The following is a 16,352-nucleotide window of genomic DNA, read 5'->3' as shown; positions in this document are numbered from 1 at the left end:
TCTCATAGATTTTTTCTATGAGATTTTTTTTGCGAGATAAATAATGGCTACAAATTCATTTAAAAAGAAATCAACACCTGTCATTTCATTTGAGAATTATTCGCTTTCTGTTGGGTTTATTTCTCCTATTAGGGAACTTACATTTACTATATTTGAAGGAGAATCCGTTGCGATTATTGGACCTGCAGGTTCAGGAAAAAGTATGGTTCTATCTGTTATTGCCCAGTTCATCTGGGAAATGGACAATAATTTATTGCTAAATTCTTTTAAACAAACAGGAGGAATTCGTATTTTAGGAATTCCTTTGTCAGGAAAAAAACCCAATCAAGAAATTCTCAAAAAAATATCTTCCCAAATTGCTTTGGTATCTGAAAAAAGTGCTTGGCTTCCTGTTTCGATAGCAGAAAATTTTGCGCTTTCCCAAAATTTAGCAGGTATCCAAGATATTTTGCCCTTTCATCAATTAATAGATACTTTACCCATCTCTCAACATAATAAAGCATTAATTGATTCCCTTGCAGAGTTGTTACCTAGTCAAGTTGAACTTCCTTTTTTGCAGCAATTAGCCATTATAAGAGCTTTGTTACGCAAACCTAAAATATTTCTTCTTGACGATGCATTTCTGCGCATGGATCCAGTAATGTTAAAGCAAACTGAAAATTTAATTTTAAATATGAGTGATAAAACAACATTGGTATGGGCAACTAATGACTTATATCAAGCGAGTAGAGTTACTGATTGGACACTCTTCATGCGTCACGGAACAATTATAGAATACACACAAACAGCGCAATTTTTTACAAATCCTAGTACCCAAGAAGCAGAAAATTTTATTGCAGGTAGGGATGATGTGTAGATTATTTGTAATGTGTGAGAATTTAAAAGAAAAAATATATCTATTGTAATAAAAACAGTACTAAAAAAAATTAAATAAATTAAAAATAAATATTTTTTAGATATTTTGGTAAAAAATTCAATAATTATAAATTGTTGTAATTATTAATAATTACATGTGGTTATGGAGTTTTTTAAATTTTGACTGACTTCGGAAAAAAATACAAGTTTAAAAGGTAAGGTTTTTTACATCGTAATATTTATATAAAATATTGTTTAATTAAGAGGAATAAAATGCAGAAAGCATTATTAGCTGTATCATCTGTCTTATTTATGGGAAATTCTTTTGCACAGAATTTTTGTGATAAATTAAATCAAAATATAAGTAAATATAATAATTCAAACTCAATAATTATTCCTGTTACTTATAATTACAGTGTTTTTAATCGGACTTTTACTAATACTTTTGAATTTAAATATGAAGTAGAAGAAAATTTAAATTACGATAATAATCATTATGAGTATTCAGAAGATGATTTAAATTCTGATAATTATGGTACATTTACTAACAATATGAATTCAAATAGTCTTAAGTTAAAAAATTGTAACAGTGATTATTATGCTGCTTCATTTAAAATTAGAATGGTAGATCCTGGGTTGTTCATTCAAAGTAATAGCATTGAGTCAAAGCAGCCCGAATTTGTAATTAGATTTAGGAATTACAATGGGACTTGGCAAGTAGCTGAAGTCTCATCTGAAAACTTCAAATCACTGTACTATGATCATCTATTCAACTCTTTTAAAGCAAAAGAGAAAAGAAAACTTTTTAAGTATTCAGAAAGTTTTTATAGCACAGACTTAAAAAATATGGTAAATAATGACGTATATCCTGCTGTAGAAAATAAAATAAAAAATTACTTTGCTAATAAAATAAACTAATATGGAAAATAACAATGAATAAATTAACTCTAACAATATTATCAATTGGCGCAATACTTTCTGCAAATATTAGTTCTGCAAATACTTGTACTTTATATGAACATATACAAAGTGGATATTCAGAAACTATTGTTGCTGGTGCAAAATTGTATAATCTAAATAATCATATGGTTGAAAGAGAATCTTGGAATGGACATATTCAAGACTGGTTTGGAAATGGGTGGAGAGGAAATAATAGATCATTTGATAATGCCATAAGTTCTGTTGTACTCGGGCCTCATTGCTCTGTCAAATTGTATACTGATTCCTATTTAAAAGGGCATTGGGATATTCTTTCAAATCATACTAATGGGTACCAATTAAGATACCTTGATGAGATTCGAATGAATGATTCCGTTTCGTCTCTAGTTTGTGAATGCGGATTAAGTGATGAATTTATTAAAGAAAAAAAATACTTTAGAGGCGAGGAAGGATGCAATAAGATGCGTATTTCTAATTGTGATTATTAACTAATTTAATGTAGTAAAAATAAATTTTTTATATCTTATATATTTTGTCACATAAAAGAAAATATTTTTAAATTTTATCCTTATTTAATGATTTTCATTTTTCTCACTTAGACAAGTATCGATATTATTGAATAGAATTTTTGGGTGAGGCAAACAGAAACAAATCTATCAATAACAATTTTCTTCTGTCTAGATTTAGATATATTTCTGCAACTTTTTACAATGATTACTTGATGAATTTAAATTATTTAATTTTGATAGAAATAAAGATAAAAATTAATAAAGGTCATGAAATGCTTAAAAATTTTTTAAAGAAAATAATAATAACTCAAATAGTTCTTACAAGTATTAATGCTAATTCACAAAGTATTTATGATAATACATATGATAAGTATTCAAAAAATGGTATTAGAAAAAATGAAAATAATAGGGTGATAATAGTAGATTCTAAGAAAATGACAGCCCAAGATATTGCATTTTACACTGGTGGTGGAACTAATGCTGGAGTTATTGAAAATAATTATTGGAATATTACTTCATTTAATGGCTATGGCCACTATAGTAGTCCTTTTTATAAATATCCATCAGATAAGAATTATTCGCTTATTGTAGAATACGAAATAGCGGCTAATTTTGAAACCACATACGAACCTCCTTATGCATACATAGATATTTATAACGATGGAAACGTAATACATGAACACTCAATTAAAGAAAAATCTTTGGGCGAGATAAATGGTTCAAATACAAAATTTACTAAAATTAGAATTAAAGTAGAACATATTCCATATGCATTTAATTTGCAGCCTAGATTAAGAACTGTTTTTCAGAAAAATAAAAAAATATATATCAAGTCAATTACAGCTTATCTTACAAAACCTGCTTACTAAATAAAGGAATTATTAAATGATAAGGCTCAGAAACATTCCATCTGCAATTATTTTCCTATGCTTTTCTCATTCAGCATTTTCAAATATTATTGGTGAAAATATAATTTCTAACTCTTGCTCAAAAAATTACAATAAATTTTATAATTGCAATTTTAGTAATTACATTTCTCATTCTCTAACAAATACTAAATCATTTTCTTTACCGATGGATTTTACTATCAGCTATTCAAGGGGATTTTGTGCAAATAGATTTGAAAATGGTAGATTTCAAAGTGACTATTTTAATTTAAAAATACAATCAGGAATAAGTGTTCGTCATGTTATTCCTGGGAATAATAAATTAAAAATAAGTGGTAACAGTTTGCAATTGATTGATCTTGATCCAAAGACATCATTTTCTACAGAATATTACTCCCCTTGCTATTTTATTATTAAGAAGGTTGAAATAGATTTTAACCAAGAATCAAAAGAAAAAATAAATCAAATTCAACTAAATATTGAAAGCTCTAAAAATGCTATTTTTTCAATGGATAATATTAAATTAAATATATCAAAATTATTAATAACTTTAAATCAAATGGATTTAGAAAATGCGCAGGAAAATTTAAGTTTATTAATTCAAAATATTCAATACTTAATTAGTATTAATTCTTCGGTTATGAATGAACTTAATGCTAATGATAGTTTGAGTAAACTAAATATTCTTTACAGTAAAATACTAACTATAAAAAGTTATTCTAAAGAAAATATTGAATACAAGAAAATTGTTGGAGAAATTAAGAAAATAGTTTCTTTATTAGACAAAATAATTTCAGCTACTAGTGATTCATTTCAAACTTCAGAAAGCACTAGTAATTATCATCAGTATGAATTTGATGATGTCTATCTAAGAACTATTCTTCAAGAAATTGAAAGAGAGCCGAACTTTAATACATCCTCAATTCAGAAAGTAAAAAGTATTTTGCAAGAGCGTGAAAAATGAAAAAAAAAATTTCAATAAATTTAATTTTTTTTGAATTGCTATTTCCTAGCAAAGCATTTGCAAATTACGGCAATTTTGACTTTGAAAAATTTATGCGAAATGCGCAACATATCGTGCGTGTAGAGAGGGAATACAATGTTCCTAATGCAATAGGGTATCAATTTTCTCAGTCACTATTTATTAAAAATAATTACATTGATAAAATAACAAAAAGTTATAACCAATCAAAGAATGAATTAATTAGTCAATTAAATTTTGCAAATAATTTAAAATCAAAACTTGAAGAACAAGAAAATAATATTGATCTCAAAGGGCTTTCAAATTACTTAGAATATTCAAATAAATTGCAGCACAATGATTTATCTATAAAAAATAGTTTGTATAACTACAGAAAAGCAGAAATGGAGCTTTTAGATATTAAAGATAATTTAAAAGATTACTGTAGTCTAGCCGCAAAATTAGAAAATTCAAATGCCCTTACCTTTGAACCACAAGCATTTAATCTTGCTGAATTATATTTTACACCAAATACTGAAGAAACTGCACCTGATATTCTAATTCATAATGATCCAAATATTAGAAGAAATTTTTTTATCATGATTTCATCTGGCGGTATTGCTGGCGCTATTGTGGCAGGGGCTGCTAGTTCCACAGGATTAGGTGCAATTGTAATTGCGGCTGTTTTTGCTGCTGCATTTATATATGCATATTTTGCAGGAATATTTCAAAAAAATAAAGAAAAAGAAGAATTTAATAAATTCAAAAGAAAAGTGGAAAGTAAATATAATGAAGCAAAGGAATGGTATAAAAATAATTCAATAATTTATAAATCTGATGAAATAAAAAAGCTTGCTTATGATATTTGTAGTACTGATCAAGAAATAAAATATAAGGAATCAAATAAAACAGATGAAATAAATATAAATAAAATATTAAAAGAGACAGAAAATAGAATAACCCAAAAAATTAATGAAATACAAGCAATTAATGGTGGATTTATTTACAATAAAAATGAAATTGAAAAATTTTTAACAATATTTTCGTCAAATACAGGTGATTTTGATATAAAATATTTTGAAAAATATAAAGATCCTATTACCAAAAGTTATTATGAATATTTAAAAACGAATTATTCAATAGATAAAAAGAAAATAAGTATTGTAAAAAAGTTGGCTGAAAAATATTCGCAGTCTCAAATCCGTAGTATTCAAAATAAAATTGAGTCAGACAGGAAAGTAATAAAAATACAAAACACAATATATAATGATATTCGCGATATTAAAACTAGAGAATTATTTGATATTTTTATATCTAATAGAGATAATTGTGAAGGATTTACTGAATTGTCTGATTTATTAATGAAAGACATAAATATTACAATAGAAAATACATTAGAAAAAAATATTGATGATTTTAATAAAAATAATGAATTTATTGTAAAAAAAATACCTCAAATTTTAGATGTAATTACAAGATATAATTCATACAGAAAAAAATTAATTTGTGGAGGAAATTAATTTGAAAAATTCAATGACTATAAAATTTATACCTTTGTTATTAATTTTTGTTGCATGCAAAAATGATATTGATAATGAAGTGAATGACAAAAATTTACAAAAAGAGATAGATTATATTCTTGGAAATCAATTATCGAGAATTTCTAGTACAGATGGCCGACTAAAAGAGAAAGAAAAAAATAATTCAATAAGTTACAATTATAAAGGAGACTTTATAACTTTTTCATTTAATATAAATCCACAAAATTCTGATGATTTAAAAAAAATAGATAATCAAATATTTTCAAAAGGAATATTTGGTCATAGTTTCCAAAATAGGAATTTAAAAGAATCTGAATTGACAATGGAAAAATATGTAGATTTATTAATAAATGATTCTGCTGTAATTTCAGGAGAACTATTGAACTATAAAAAAAACAGAGAGGAAAATTATGCTAAAAATTCTGATTCAACTAGTTTCGATATTGTTGATTCTAAGGATTTCGAAAATAAAAAAATTATTGAGAATAGGAAAGATTATAAAGAAAAATTTATTAAGCTAAAAGAGCTTTTTAAGCAGAATAATTACAATGTATTTTATGACGAATTTTATAAACTTAAAGTTTTAGTAAATCTTACAGAAAGTAGAGATAATTTAATTTTAAAACAAGAATTTAATGAATTTGAAAGACTTTACTTTATAGATGGCTTTATAAAAATTCCAGGAAAACCAGTTCCAATTTTAAAAAATAAATTAACTGACATGCAAAAAAAATATATCAATAGTATTTATAATAATTTAGTTATAAATAATAATAATTTATATAAAGATTTTTTATATATAAATTTTCTTTTGAATTTATATGAAAATAATTTAGTATATAAAATTTATAGTTCATCCAAAAAAGAAATAAATTATGAATTATTAAAGAATGATAAGTTAAAAGAAATTTTAAAATTATTTTATAATGAAAAAGATATTGATCTAGATTTATTGTACGCTGAATTTAAAAATAATGTTTACAATTTTGAAAAAAGTAATGACATTTCTGAAATTAAAAGTGTAAAAGAAAATTTAAAAAAAATAACTGAAAGGATTTTATTATGAAAAATATGACATTTTTTCTATCACTAATATTATTGAATGTGAAAACATTTGCTTTGGAAAGTGAAAAATTGCAATTTACAAATAGTAATTTGTTTATTTCTAGATGTAATAATTCTTCAGAAAATTATATAAATTGTGATTTTAATAATCTTCAACTGGGCTCATATTCGATTAAAAAAATAAATGAATTTAACTACAATATTTCATATGAATATAGCAATTGCAATTTTAATAATTTAAATGCAACATTTTATGCGCATAAAAATTTTCATAGAGTTACAGAAGGAAAAAATAATGCTACATTAAAAGGATATTCAATCGTTTTAAATGACTATTATCCTTGGTATACAAAGACAAGCAAGTATGATAAAAATTGTAGTTTTGTTATTAATCAGATATCAGCTTCATTATCTGAATTCTCAGTAAGTAGATTAGAAGCTTACATTAATGTATTTTATGAGTATAAAAAATTAGTTGACATGTACTCAAAATCGTATGATTTATTAAAAAATTTAAATGATCAAGTTAATAAAGTAGGGGTATATAATATTTCATTTCAAATTTGTTTTATTGAAAATGAATTAAAAAAGAATCTAACTATTTATGATGATATATTTTGGCAATCAAACATTGAATTAATTCTTTTAGAGATAGAACAATTTAAAACTTTAAACCAATTTTATAATAAGGACGAATATAGCACATTTCGTAATAAAATTACTGAAGTTATTAAAAATGTATTAATTGATATTAATATAAATGAAATTAGAAAAAACATGGAAACAAGCAAGTTAAATGCAATAAAAATATTAGGTGAGCTAAAATCTTTTCCTCAATATGATAAAAAGCAATTTGATTACTATTCAAAAAAATTAAATTAAAGGAGTTTTTATGAAAAGATATTTATATAAATTTTTAATTATTTCTAATCTAATATTTTTAATTGGTTGCAAAAACAATTCTACTAATAAAAATTACAGTCCCGAGCCTGGTACACAAAATCCTGCCAATCAAATTCCTGAAATAATCATTGGTCATGATTCTGAAAATTATGATCCATTTAGTAAAATTGAAAAAAGTAAAAATTTAAATCTTCCGGAGTTTGGTGCAAATTTGTTTGAAAAATATTGTGATTCAAATGAGTACTATTTTGTAAACTGTGATTTTAGACAAAAGAAAAATAATAAAAATTCAGAAATAAAAAATTACTATTATTTTACAGTTGATTATACTTTTGAAAAATGTAATTTTGATAAAATAAAAATTCATTTTTCTGGAAACTATAGAGATGGTGATTTAGGATATATAGAAAAGGGTAAAAATACACTTCAGTTTGAAAATAAAGAGTTAAAACTTGATGATTCTTATGAATGGTATACAGTAACTAGTAAATTTCAAAAAAGTTGTTCTTTTAAGATCGATAAAGTTGATGTTAAATTAAATAAAATAAATGAACACATCTTGAATAATGCAATAAAAAATTATATAAATCCTTTCAATAGTTTGAAAGATAAGAAAGATTTGCACAGTACGATATTAAATATTTTAAATGAATTTAAGAAAATAGATTTCTATAATAAAGAACAGTATCAAAAATATATTAAACAAATACAGTAAGCTTAAAAGAGGTAAATAATGCTAAATTATTTGAAAATAATTTTAATTGTATTTTTAAACTTTTTTTATCACTTTAGTACTTCTGCAAATTCATGTTGTTCAGTTATTACTGGAAATACTGGGGAAATAAATATAAATATAGTACCATATCCTGGCGGAGGAGGTGGTGGTTCTGGTGGAGGAATTAAGCCACCAACTCCTATGCAAATAGAAGCAGAACGATTCTCTGCAGCTACACTTGCACAGATGTATCAACATCAAGAAAGATTGAATCAAATTTCACACCAGCAGTTTAAGGAATCGCTTAAATTAATATCTGCAATTAAAGATATGCATGAAAGAAATTCCTCTTATCAGTCCAATAATTTAAAATTGTTGGAGTATAAAGAAACTATTACAGATAATTCGTCTTCTTCAATTCCAAGTGATTCTTCTGATACTACAAAGGGAAAAAATTTAAATATTTCTTCTAATGAAAAAAACTTTGTAGATCCTTTTCAGGGAAAAACACCAGAAACAGTTGTCTACGAAATTGAAGAGGGAATTCAAAGTAGTAGTTTATCTGAAGCACAAAAAATGATTCGCAAAGGTGTAAATTTATTTACTGAGTACCAAAAGGAAAAAAATCCTGAGAGGAAAGCTGAAATAGGAAAAGTTATAAATAAAGTTTTTAATGAAAATGGTGTATTTAAAAAATATATTCAATACTATCCTAAATTAAAAAACTATCAATTAAAGGCTACTGTTGATATTTATAATTATTTTGAAGTTGCTAGAAATTTACAAAATATAAATCATGCACTGCATGTAATGAAACACTCATACTCTCCAATGACAATTGAACGTGCGGAGCGGGTAATTGAAAATGCTTTAAAAGCTGATCTTTTATTAGCAAATAATTTATTAGAACAAGCAAAAAGATATACGAGCCGTGGATATGTTTTTTCAATTTTTCAACAAAATAAGCAAAATGGAAACTTTAATAACAGAAAGTATTCAAGATTTACTAATGAATATTTAAATGTTGATGAATCTATTAAAGCCGTTAGTTCCTATGAGCATTACTACATTATGCAAACGGCTAATGATCTTAGTTATGCTCTTTATTTAAATAAATCGCTGCCTGCAGATTATCAGGTATTATCTCAAATTAGTTTAAATCAGTTACAAGATTCAGCTAAAAATAATGATATACCTAAATTTGAAGATGATATCGATAATGCATGGAAAAATATTGATACCATGAGCAGTATTGGCTCTGGTGTTGCAAAAGGCGTTTATCAAGTAGTTGAAGATACTGTTACAGGAGTTTATGAACTTGTTACACATCCTATAGATTCAGCCACCGCAATCGCTGACGCTCTTTATAACTATGATAGAACCTATTCTATTATTGTTGATAAAATTAAATCTGATGTTGAAAATTTTCATACCCTTTCTACCGAAGAAAAAGCTAAATTTATAACCAAAACTTCATTAGAAATTGCAACTCTAATTACCCCTAGAGGACTACTTAAAAATACCGTTGAGCTCAAAAAAATTGCCGACGCTTCCTACTTAGCCTCTAATAAAATTGTAAATCATTACGCTAAAGCTTTGGCAAGAGAGCAAATTCTTTTACCAGATAAAACTTTTGTCTCGCAAACTATTCCAAGCGGGAATTTGTTGGCTAGTGAAGGTAGACCATATGGTCATACTATAGACAGGCATACCAGCATAGAGAATGCAAGTTTGAAATTTAGAGCTTTGAATGACCCTAAAGTTCCAGGTGGAAAAACTTCAACCTTTCCAAACATCACAATTGCAGAGCAGGCTATTGCAAATACTATTGCTCAGAATAAGGTAAATATTGAGAATTGGTTGAGAAATCCTGATCCAAAAGCTTATAAACTCGAATTTAAATCAATTGTTCCTTCAAGTCACTTTACTGGAACTTCATATAGTAAATTTACTGATCAATTTACTAATGTTACTAACACAAAGGTAGTGTTAAAAAAGAGTAAAGATTTTCCAGAAGGATATTTCATTTTAACTGCTTTTCCTATTGAATAATTAAGGGACTAGAAGATGAACATTGAAAAATTTGCAGAACTTAAAAACATTATTGGATGTTATTTACATCAAGACTATATGTATGATAAATTTGATTATGCAATTTATGACGTTATAATAGATTGGCAAGGAACGGGCTTAAATTTAGTTATCGATCAAATTAATCATCTAATAGAAGAGGTTAAAACTGAAGAAAATTTGAAAAAAATTTTAATCGATAATTTTGAGTTGGATATTTTTCCAAATGATCCTGATATTAAGACTTATACAAAACTATTAGAAAGAATTCGTGATGTCATGATAAAATATTTAGCAGAAGGAGCTAATAACACCAAATACTTCTTTGATAAAGTTAAATTTAATTATCTTGAAAAAATATATATGTCTTACTTCAGTAAAGATAGTGAAGTAAATATTAAAAATATAGATCTAATAATCGATGAAATTACTAAAAAATTTACTATCTATGAACTAGAATCAATTATTGAAGAGGTAAATTTTTTAGTAAAAATTACTATAACAGATGAGAATTTAGAAGATTTTTTGAAAACAGAAATAAATTTTAAAATAATTCCGCAAGAGTGGGGTGATTTTAATTCAAAGAGAGAACTTTTAGAATACATGGCAGATAAAATATATAATTATAAATTCAACTTTAATATGAGCAAAAAAATGAAGTAATTAATGAATATTTTTTATTGAATTGCATACTTAAATTTAATATCTTTACTTTAAGAGGACTTATTTACAGACCTAAGAATGGAAAAATATTTAGCATAAAGTGATCTTAAGAATATTTTATTTTTAACATTTTTTCTTATAGAATAAGTGATTGGTAATATTGTGATAATTGATAAATATTTCTTATTGTTACTAAAATCAAGATTATATAATTTGTGATACTTAGGAACGAGTTTAATCATACAATAACGTACCATAACTAAAAGTTATTTGACAAAAAAATTACATCTATTGAAGAAAGGTAGAAATATTTATAATATCTTAAATTTAATATTACTTTGAACAAAAATAAAAGTAATAAATATCAATTAAATAATTTTTTACCATAGAAATGGAGTGTGAATTGAATAAAGTAATTGTAATTCCTTTATTGTTAATGCCATTAATTGTTTTAAACTCATGTATTAGTAAAGGTTCCTCTTTTGAATTTAACGAATCATACTTGAAAATAAATGAAACTAAAAGAGAAGTAGTTCTGAAAAATATAGGTTCGCCAGAAAAAATATTTTATCTAAATAATCAAGAAATATTTCATTACAGTCAGTATAAAGGATTTATACTTCTATTTTATGCTAATTTTTATGAAGTAAGAAATCTTTATGTTGCATTTTCTGAAAATAAAACAGTAAGTAGTTATACATACTACTCAAATTTAAAAAAAGATAAGCAATTATATATAGAAAGATAGGATATGAAAATAATTGAAATCTCAATAATCCCAATACTCCTATTGAGTTTAATAGGGTGCACAACTATGGGAAGAAATTATGATGAAGAAAAATTAATAAATATTATCCCAAATGTTTCAACAAAAAAAGATGTAATTAAGTTATTAGGGGAACCAAATTCAATTGGAATTTCTAATGATAATATCATTTTTAAATACTTTTCTTATAAATTCATTTGTTATATTTCAAGAACTAAAGATTTAGATATAGTTTTTAACAATAATGATACTGTAAAAGAATATTCAATAATAAAACATAATGCACATCAAACATTTTAAATATAATTAAATATTTAATAAAATATTTAAATTTAAAATAATTAATTAGAAATAATTTTCTTCAAAACTAAATCAAAGCTAAAGTCATATTTTTTTAAATTTTTATTTTTAACTTTTGAAAAATTTGAAAAATTAATTTTTTTGAAATTATCTGGTTTGAAATTTTTTAAATATAAATTAATATTTGATTTGGAAAGAACTGTCATTTTTGAAGTAAAGGAAGTTTTTTCTGACGCAAAATCATTTTTATTTAGATAGTCATAAACTAAAACCGCAGCCCAAGCTGTTTCAATAAAATGGCCATTCAATGAAGTGAAAAGTTTTCCTGATTGAACATGTTTTAGAGCTTCTGGAACCCAATCCATAGAACCAATTATAATATCTTTTCCAGGTTTAATTTTAGTTTTACTTAAAGAATCAAGAGCCCCTAATCCCATGAGATCGTTTGCTGCCCAGACTACATTTGCTTCTGGATATCTTAATATCAGCCAATTTAAGGATTTTTCTGCTTCATTTCGATCCCAATTAGCTGTTGTTATTTGGTCTAAAATAATTTTCTTTTCATGCTGTGAAGCTAATTTTAATCCATTTTCTCTTTCAATTGAAGAGGTATCTGTTTTTGTCCCAATAATATTTAAAAAATGAATATTCCCATTTTTATCTTTGAGTCCCAAACGTTTTGCTTCATTAAACAGTTGGATTGCTAAATCATAGCCAGCTTTTTTATCATCAGGTAAAATTTGACCAATCCAGTATTTAAATTTTTCCCTGGGTTTGCCGTATTGCTTATCTTGTTCCTCAGTCAAACCAGCATTAAAAATAAATGCAGGAATTTTATTTTCTTCCGCTATATTCAGCATATTAACGGCATTAGATTTTAAGTTTTGGAAAACAACAGCATCTGGTTTGTTTAAAGTAGCAGCTTTATTTTTGAAATCATTTACCATAAAAGCAGCATCTCTATCTACATAAACAATATTAAGATCCATTCCTAAATTTTGACAAGCTGCCTGCATAAATTCTGATGTAGTTCTCCACCAGAATCCTTCTTGATTTTCTGAATTATAATACAAAATTTGGAATTTTTTTTCTTTTGAGTTATTCTCAGCTGGATATGAAAAAAAACTAAAAATAATTAATATAAAAATAAGTATTAAACGAAAAGTATATTTCATAGTTAGTTCCTTTTTCTATTAATTCATTATTTTAATATTAGCAAATACTTTTAATTTTGAATATTTGAACTGTTTAATTAATGACGAGTATAGTTTTTATATTAAAAGTATTATCAAATTTTCAAGATTGAGGTTAGTATAAAAAACTAAGATACAATTTCACTATCGGTATCAAATATAATTTTCACATGTTTAAATTTTTCAAGCAATCTGTTTCCTTTTCTCTTTTTATAAAAATCTAGAAGAGGAGGAGGTGGTGGTGGTAATGACATGCCACCATTGCTATTGGTATTTATAACTTGACTACCTGCAATTTCAGTTATTGAACTACTCACACTTGAGTTAGTAATACTATTATTAAGTGATATTTGTGAGCCATTGCTTAAATTATATTTTTTATACATTTCTTCTAACCTTGTATGATAAAAATTTAAATTATTTTCTGCTTGTAACTCAGAGATAAAATCATCTTGCATAAGCTTTAAAATTTTTCTTTTAAAGATGTCTTCACAAATAATTTTTTGATCTTTATTTATTTTAATTGCTTTTTTAATTTTTTCGACCCAAGAAAAAGAAATCTTTAATTCATTTAATATTAAAGTAATACTATGATTTACATAATTCGGAATATTTAAATATCCATCATCTAGTAGTATTCTAGCAAAGGCGTTTACTATATCATTAATAGAGATGATATTTAAATAAGATGTTTTTTTATCACCAGGATTTGAAAGTTTAAATTCAAGGATTGGCAAAGATATGTTCAATTCTTTCTTAATATAGTAATAAAAACATGTTAAAAGCAGAATTTCTTGATCTTTTTTTGCAGGGTCTTTAATTTGAATAAATAAAGCAACAAGAGCGTCTTTGCATAAGCCAAATAAAGATTCATTTAATTTATCTCTTTCTTCTCTAATCATAGATTTATATATTAGTAAAGATCGAAAAAAATTAATGTCAATGAAATAATTTTCATAGTTTTCTCTATTTATATCATTTTCTCCTACCCACCATTTTAAATTTGTTTGCACGTCCTCGGAAAAAACGTAGCGGTATTGCTTTGTATTTAAAGATAATATATTAAATAATAGGCCAACATTTTGCGTGCCAAAAAATTTTAAATTCCCATCAGGTCTAACTATCGTGGTAGCTAATTTTTTTGTAAATTTTTTATCTACTTTTGGTTTATTATTTACGTTTTTAATTTCTAAAAGTCTTGTTTTTAAGTTGTATATTTGGTATGTACCCTTGCTTTTATCTACTTTATTAGGCTGATAAGTTCCATAATTACTAGTAGCTGGATCTTTTATGTTCTGTACTTCCACTTTTAAATTAATTAAACTTACCATTCTTCCAGTTGCTCTGCATGAAGAAATAGTTTCTAATGCATATTCATATTTAAGATCTTTATTATATTTTTTTATAAAAATGCAATAGTCATTGTAGTATTCAATTGGAAGTTTAAATTCATTATCCTCCATTACTTTTTTTACTTTTTCTTTAAATTCTTCATTGTTTGGTAAAATGTAATTAATTACATTGGGACCAGCTTGATAATTAAGACCATATGATAATGCTGAAAAAAGCATTTCATGTAAGCTATGATCTTGTGCTTGCGACATCCATACAATATAGGCTAATTTTATGACGTGAAGATAATTAAAATCAATACTATTGTTATCAACTCCAAGACCAACAATACAAGCCATTGAAATACTGTAGTCCATAGTTCCAGAAATTCCTGAAAGTCTTGGCATAAAGGCATCATTTGATAAGTCTAAAAATTTTCTAGCTTCAATATTTTGTGTATCTTCAATATAGTCATATGTAGTTGCGCCTGATTGGGCATTTATAGCGCTATCAAGTATACTAGCATCAGCTAATACACTCCTATAATTTCTTTTAGTCATTTCTTGAATTTCTTCTTGAGAGAAATTAACTTTATTGAACATAAAATCTTTTATGTCTGAACTTTTTCTGTTGGTAGCTTCAGGATAAATGACCTGTCTATAAGTTGGAAATCTTAGTTTTCCTAATTTATCTTTATAAATTTGACTCTTTTCATCGCTATCGCGCCTTAATTCTTTTGAATTAAGTTCATTTGCAGTTCCTGGGCAGTATAAAACAAATTTTGATTTTTTTTGAGAGGATCTTCTTTTTAATTCTTTAACGCACTCTTTGTTTATTTTCCAATTTGTTTCATGCCTTTTTATATAATGTCTTATTTCATCATAGGGTGATTTTAGAGTAAATATACTATATTTTTTTAAAATGTACTTTTCAACAAAAGGCATCATCTTGTAAACAAAAAATAGTCTATATCTAAATTCAGCAACACTTTCTCCGGTAGGGTTTTTACAGCTTATAATATTAAAAAGTTTTTCTGGATCTGATAAATGTCCAAGCCAGTAATCTCTTTGTTCATTTGCAAACTTAGTTTTTAACAGTTTTTTTACATGTTCAATGACTGAATTTTCTTCTGTATTTTGTTTTGTTATTAAAAGCTCATAGTACGCAATACCTTTTAGCACAATGAAGTAGCGATAACTAACATTTTGCGCAAAATTTAAAATTATATTTTTTTCTGTACGAGTGTTTTCAATATATAGTTTTTTTGCAGCATAAGTCACAGCCCCTTGTAGAAAAATATTAGCTTGTATATAGCTGTTTTTTATTTGTTGTACTTCCTTTAAAGTTTCATTTTCAAATGTAATTTTCTCATAATTAAAATTAATTGGGTGATCTCTAAAATTTAAAAACATGGTTCCCCCCTTTTAAAACTGTTCAAAGGTAGCAAAGCAAAAATAATTCCATAATTTATTGAAAAGTAATTTGTTACTTCAAATCGAATATTTATGACTATTTAAAAGTAATTAAATTATTATTAAATTTTTAAATATTTTTTATTATTAATATTGGCTTATTAAATTTTATTTAGTGTGATTTTAAAATATTTGTCTTTAAAAAGAAGAATTATTATTTTATTTTGTAATATTTAAAGGA

At 25.3% G+C, this 16,352-nt stretch carries 15 protein-coding genes; 13 read left to right on the top strand and 2 right to left on the bottom strand.

Features of this window, described 5'->3' with window-relative positions; all coding sequences use genetic code 11:
- Window positions 1-43: 43 nt before the first annotated feature.
- The 13 genes from QEJ31_RS05440 (at window position 44) to QEJ31_RS05380 (ending at window position 12,174) form a co-directional block, all read left to right on the top strand.
- Window positions 44-856: an ATP-binding cassette domain-containing protein gene (locus QEJ31_RS05440; RefSeq protein WP_280592767.1), complete on the top strand. Its 813-nt coding sequence runs from the start codon at window positions 44-46 to the stop codon at window positions 854-856.
- Between the two features lie 272 nt (window positions 857-1,128).
- Window positions 1,129-1,773 (top strand): hypothetical protein, encoded by a 645-nt coding sequence (locus QEJ31_RS05435; protein ID WP_280592766.1) that lies wholly within the window; start codon window positions 1,129-1,131, stop codon window positions 1,771-1,773.
- 14 nt (window positions 1,774-1,787) lie between these two features.
- Window positions 1,788-2,282: a hypothetical protein gene (locus QEJ31_RS05430; protein WP_280592765.1), complete on the top strand. Its 495-nt coding sequence runs from the start codon at window positions 1,788-1,790 to the stop codon at window positions 2,280-2,282.
- Window positions 2,283-2,575: 293 nt separating this feature from the next.
- Window positions 2,576-3,172 carry a hypothetical protein gene (locus QEJ31_RS05425; protein ID WP_280592763.1) on the top strand — a complete coding sequence of 199 codons (597 nt, stop codon included), beginning with the start codon at window positions 2,576-2,578 and terminating at the stop codon, window positions 3,170-3,172.
- Between the two features lie 16 nt (window positions 3,173-3,188).
- The gene (locus QEJ31_RS05420) at window positions 3,189-4,154 is read left to right on the top strand and encodes a hypothetical protein (RefSeq protein WP_280592761.1); all 966 of its coding nucleotides are present in this window, start codon (window positions 3,189-3,191) and stop codon (window positions 4,152-4,154) included.
- Complete coding sequence (locus QEJ31_RS05415; RefSeq protein WP_280592760.1) at window positions 4,151-5,671, top strand: hypothetical protein; 1,521 nt, start codon at window positions 4,151-4,153, stop codon at window positions 5,669-5,671. The genes QEJ31_RS05420 and QEJ31_RS05415 overlap by 4 nt, the downstream gene beginning before the upstream one ends.
- A 1-nt stretch (window position 5,672) precedes the next feature.
- Window positions 5,673-6,758 carry a hypothetical protein gene (locus QEJ31_RS05410; protein WP_280592759.1) on the top strand — a complete coding sequence of 362 codons (1,086 nt, stop codon included), beginning with the start codon at window positions 5,673-5,675 and terminating at the stop codon, window positions 6,756-6,758.
- Complete coding sequence (locus QEJ31_RS05405; protein WP_280592758.1) at window positions 6,755-7,639, top strand: hypothetical protein; 885 nt, start codon at window positions 6,755-6,757, stop codon at window positions 7,637-7,639. The genes QEJ31_RS05410 and QEJ31_RS05405 overlap by 4 nt, the downstream gene beginning before the upstream one ends.
- 10 nt (window positions 7,640-7,649) lie before the next feature.
- Window positions 7,650-8,375, top strand: coding sequence for a hypothetical protein (locus QEJ31_RS05400; protein ID WP_280592757.1), 726 nt, complete (start codon window positions 7,650-7,652; stop codon window positions 8,373-8,375).
- Window positions 8,376-8,393: 18 nt separating this feature from the next.
- On the top strand, window positions 8,394-10,427 hold the full coding sequence (locus QEJ31_RS05395) for an RNase A-like domain-containing protein (RefSeq protein ID WP_280592756.1): 2,034 nt from the start codon (window positions 8,394-8,396) through the stop codon (window positions 10,425-10,427).
- A gap of 15 nt (window positions 10,428-10,442) precedes the next feature.
- Window positions 10,443-11,108: a contact-dependent growth inhibition system immunity protein gene (locus tag QEJ31_RS05390; protein ID WP_280592755.1), complete on the top strand. Its 666-nt coding sequence runs from the start codon at window positions 10,443-10,445 to the stop codon at window positions 11,106-11,108.
- Window positions 11,109-11,511: 403 nt separating this feature from the next.
- Window positions 11,512-11,856 carry a hypothetical protein gene (locus QEJ31_RS05385; protein ID WP_280592754.1) on the top strand — a complete coding sequence of 115 codons (345 nt, stop codon included), beginning with the start codon at window positions 11,512-11,514 and terminating at the stop codon, window positions 11,854-11,856.
- 66 nt (window positions 11,857-11,922) lie between these two features.
- On the top strand, window positions 11,923-12,174 hold the full coding sequence (locus QEJ31_RS05380) for a hypothetical protein (RefSeq protein ID WP_280592753.1): 252 nt from the start codon (window positions 11,923-11,925) through the stop codon (window positions 12,172-12,174).
- A 41-nt stretch (window positions 12,175-12,215) separates the two neighbouring features.
- On the opposite strand, the gene QEJ31_RS05375 is transcribed toward QEJ31_RS05380, so the two are convergent.
- Window positions 12,216-13,349 carry an ABC transporter substrate-binding protein gene (locus tag QEJ31_RS05375; RefSeq protein WP_280592752.1) on the bottom strand — a complete coding sequence of 378 codons (1,134 nt, stop codon included), beginning with the start codon at window positions 13,347-13,349 and terminating at the stop codon, window positions 12,216-12,218.
- A 146-nt stretch (window positions 13,350-13,495) separates the two neighbouring features.
- Entirely contained in the window at window positions 13,496-16,111 is a 2,616-nt protein-coding gene (locus tag QEJ31_RS05370) for a hypothetical protein (RefSeq protein WP_280592751.1), read from the bottom strand.
- Window positions 16,112-16,352 lie beyond the last annotated feature (241 nt).

The sequence above is a fragment of the Pigmentibacter sp. JX0631 genome (assembly GCF_029873255.1).
Lineage (GTDB): Bacteria > Bdellovibrionota_B > Oligoflexia > Silvanigrellales > Silvanigrellaceae > Silvanigrella.
Note: the sequence above shows the minus strand (reverse complement) of the source record. Positions and strands in the feature narration are given on the sequence as shown.

Coding starts and splice junctions, on each gene's coding strand:
- QEJ31_RS05395 (WP_280592756.1), top strand. CDS start 8,394: ATGCTAAATTATTTGAAAATAATTTTAATTGTATTTTTAAACTTTTTT.
- QEJ31_RS05440 (WP_280592767.1), top strand. CDS start 44: ATGGCTACAAATTCATTTAAAAAGAAATCAACACCTGTCATTTCATTT.
- QEJ31_RS05370 (WP_280592751.1), bottom strand. CDS start 16,111: ATGTTTTTAAATTTTAGAGATCACCCAATTAATTTTAATTATGAGAAA.
- QEJ31_RS05390 (WP_280592755.1), top strand. CDS start 10,443: ATGAACATTGAAAAATTTGCAGAACTTAAAAACATTATTGGATGTTAT.
- QEJ31_RS05425 (WP_280592763.1), top strand. CDS start 2,576: ATGCTTAAAAATTTTTTAAAGAAAATAATAATAACTCAAATAGTTCTT.
- QEJ31_RS05415 (WP_280592760.1), top strand. CDS start 4,151: ATGAAAAAAAAAATTTCAATAAATTTAATTTTTTTTGAATTGCTATTT.
- QEJ31_RS05400 (WP_280592757.1), top strand. CDS start 7,650: ATGAAAAGATATTTATATAAATTTTTAATTATTTCTAATCTAATATTT.
- QEJ31_RS05405 (WP_280592758.1), top strand. CDS start 6,755: ATGAAAAATATGACATTTTTTCTATCACTAATATTATTGAATGTGAAA.
- QEJ31_RS05380 (WP_280592753.1), top strand. CDS start 11,923: ATGGGAAGAAATTATGATGAAGAAAAATTAATAAATATTATCCCAAAT.
- QEJ31_RS05435 (WP_280592766.1), top strand. CDS start 1,129: ATGCAGAAAGCATTATTAGCTGTATCATCTGTCTTATTTATGGGAAAT.
- QEJ31_RS05420 (WP_280592761.1), top strand. CDS start 3,189: ATGATAAGGCTCAGAAACATTCCATCTGCAATTATTTTCCTATGCTTT.
- QEJ31_RS05430 (WP_280592765.1), top strand. CDS start 1,788: ATGAATAAATTAACTCTAACAATATTATCAATTGGCGCAATACTTTCT.
- QEJ31_RS05375 (WP_280592752.1), bottom strand. CDS start 13,349: ATGAAATATACTTTTCGTTTAATACTTATTTTTATATTAATTATTTTT.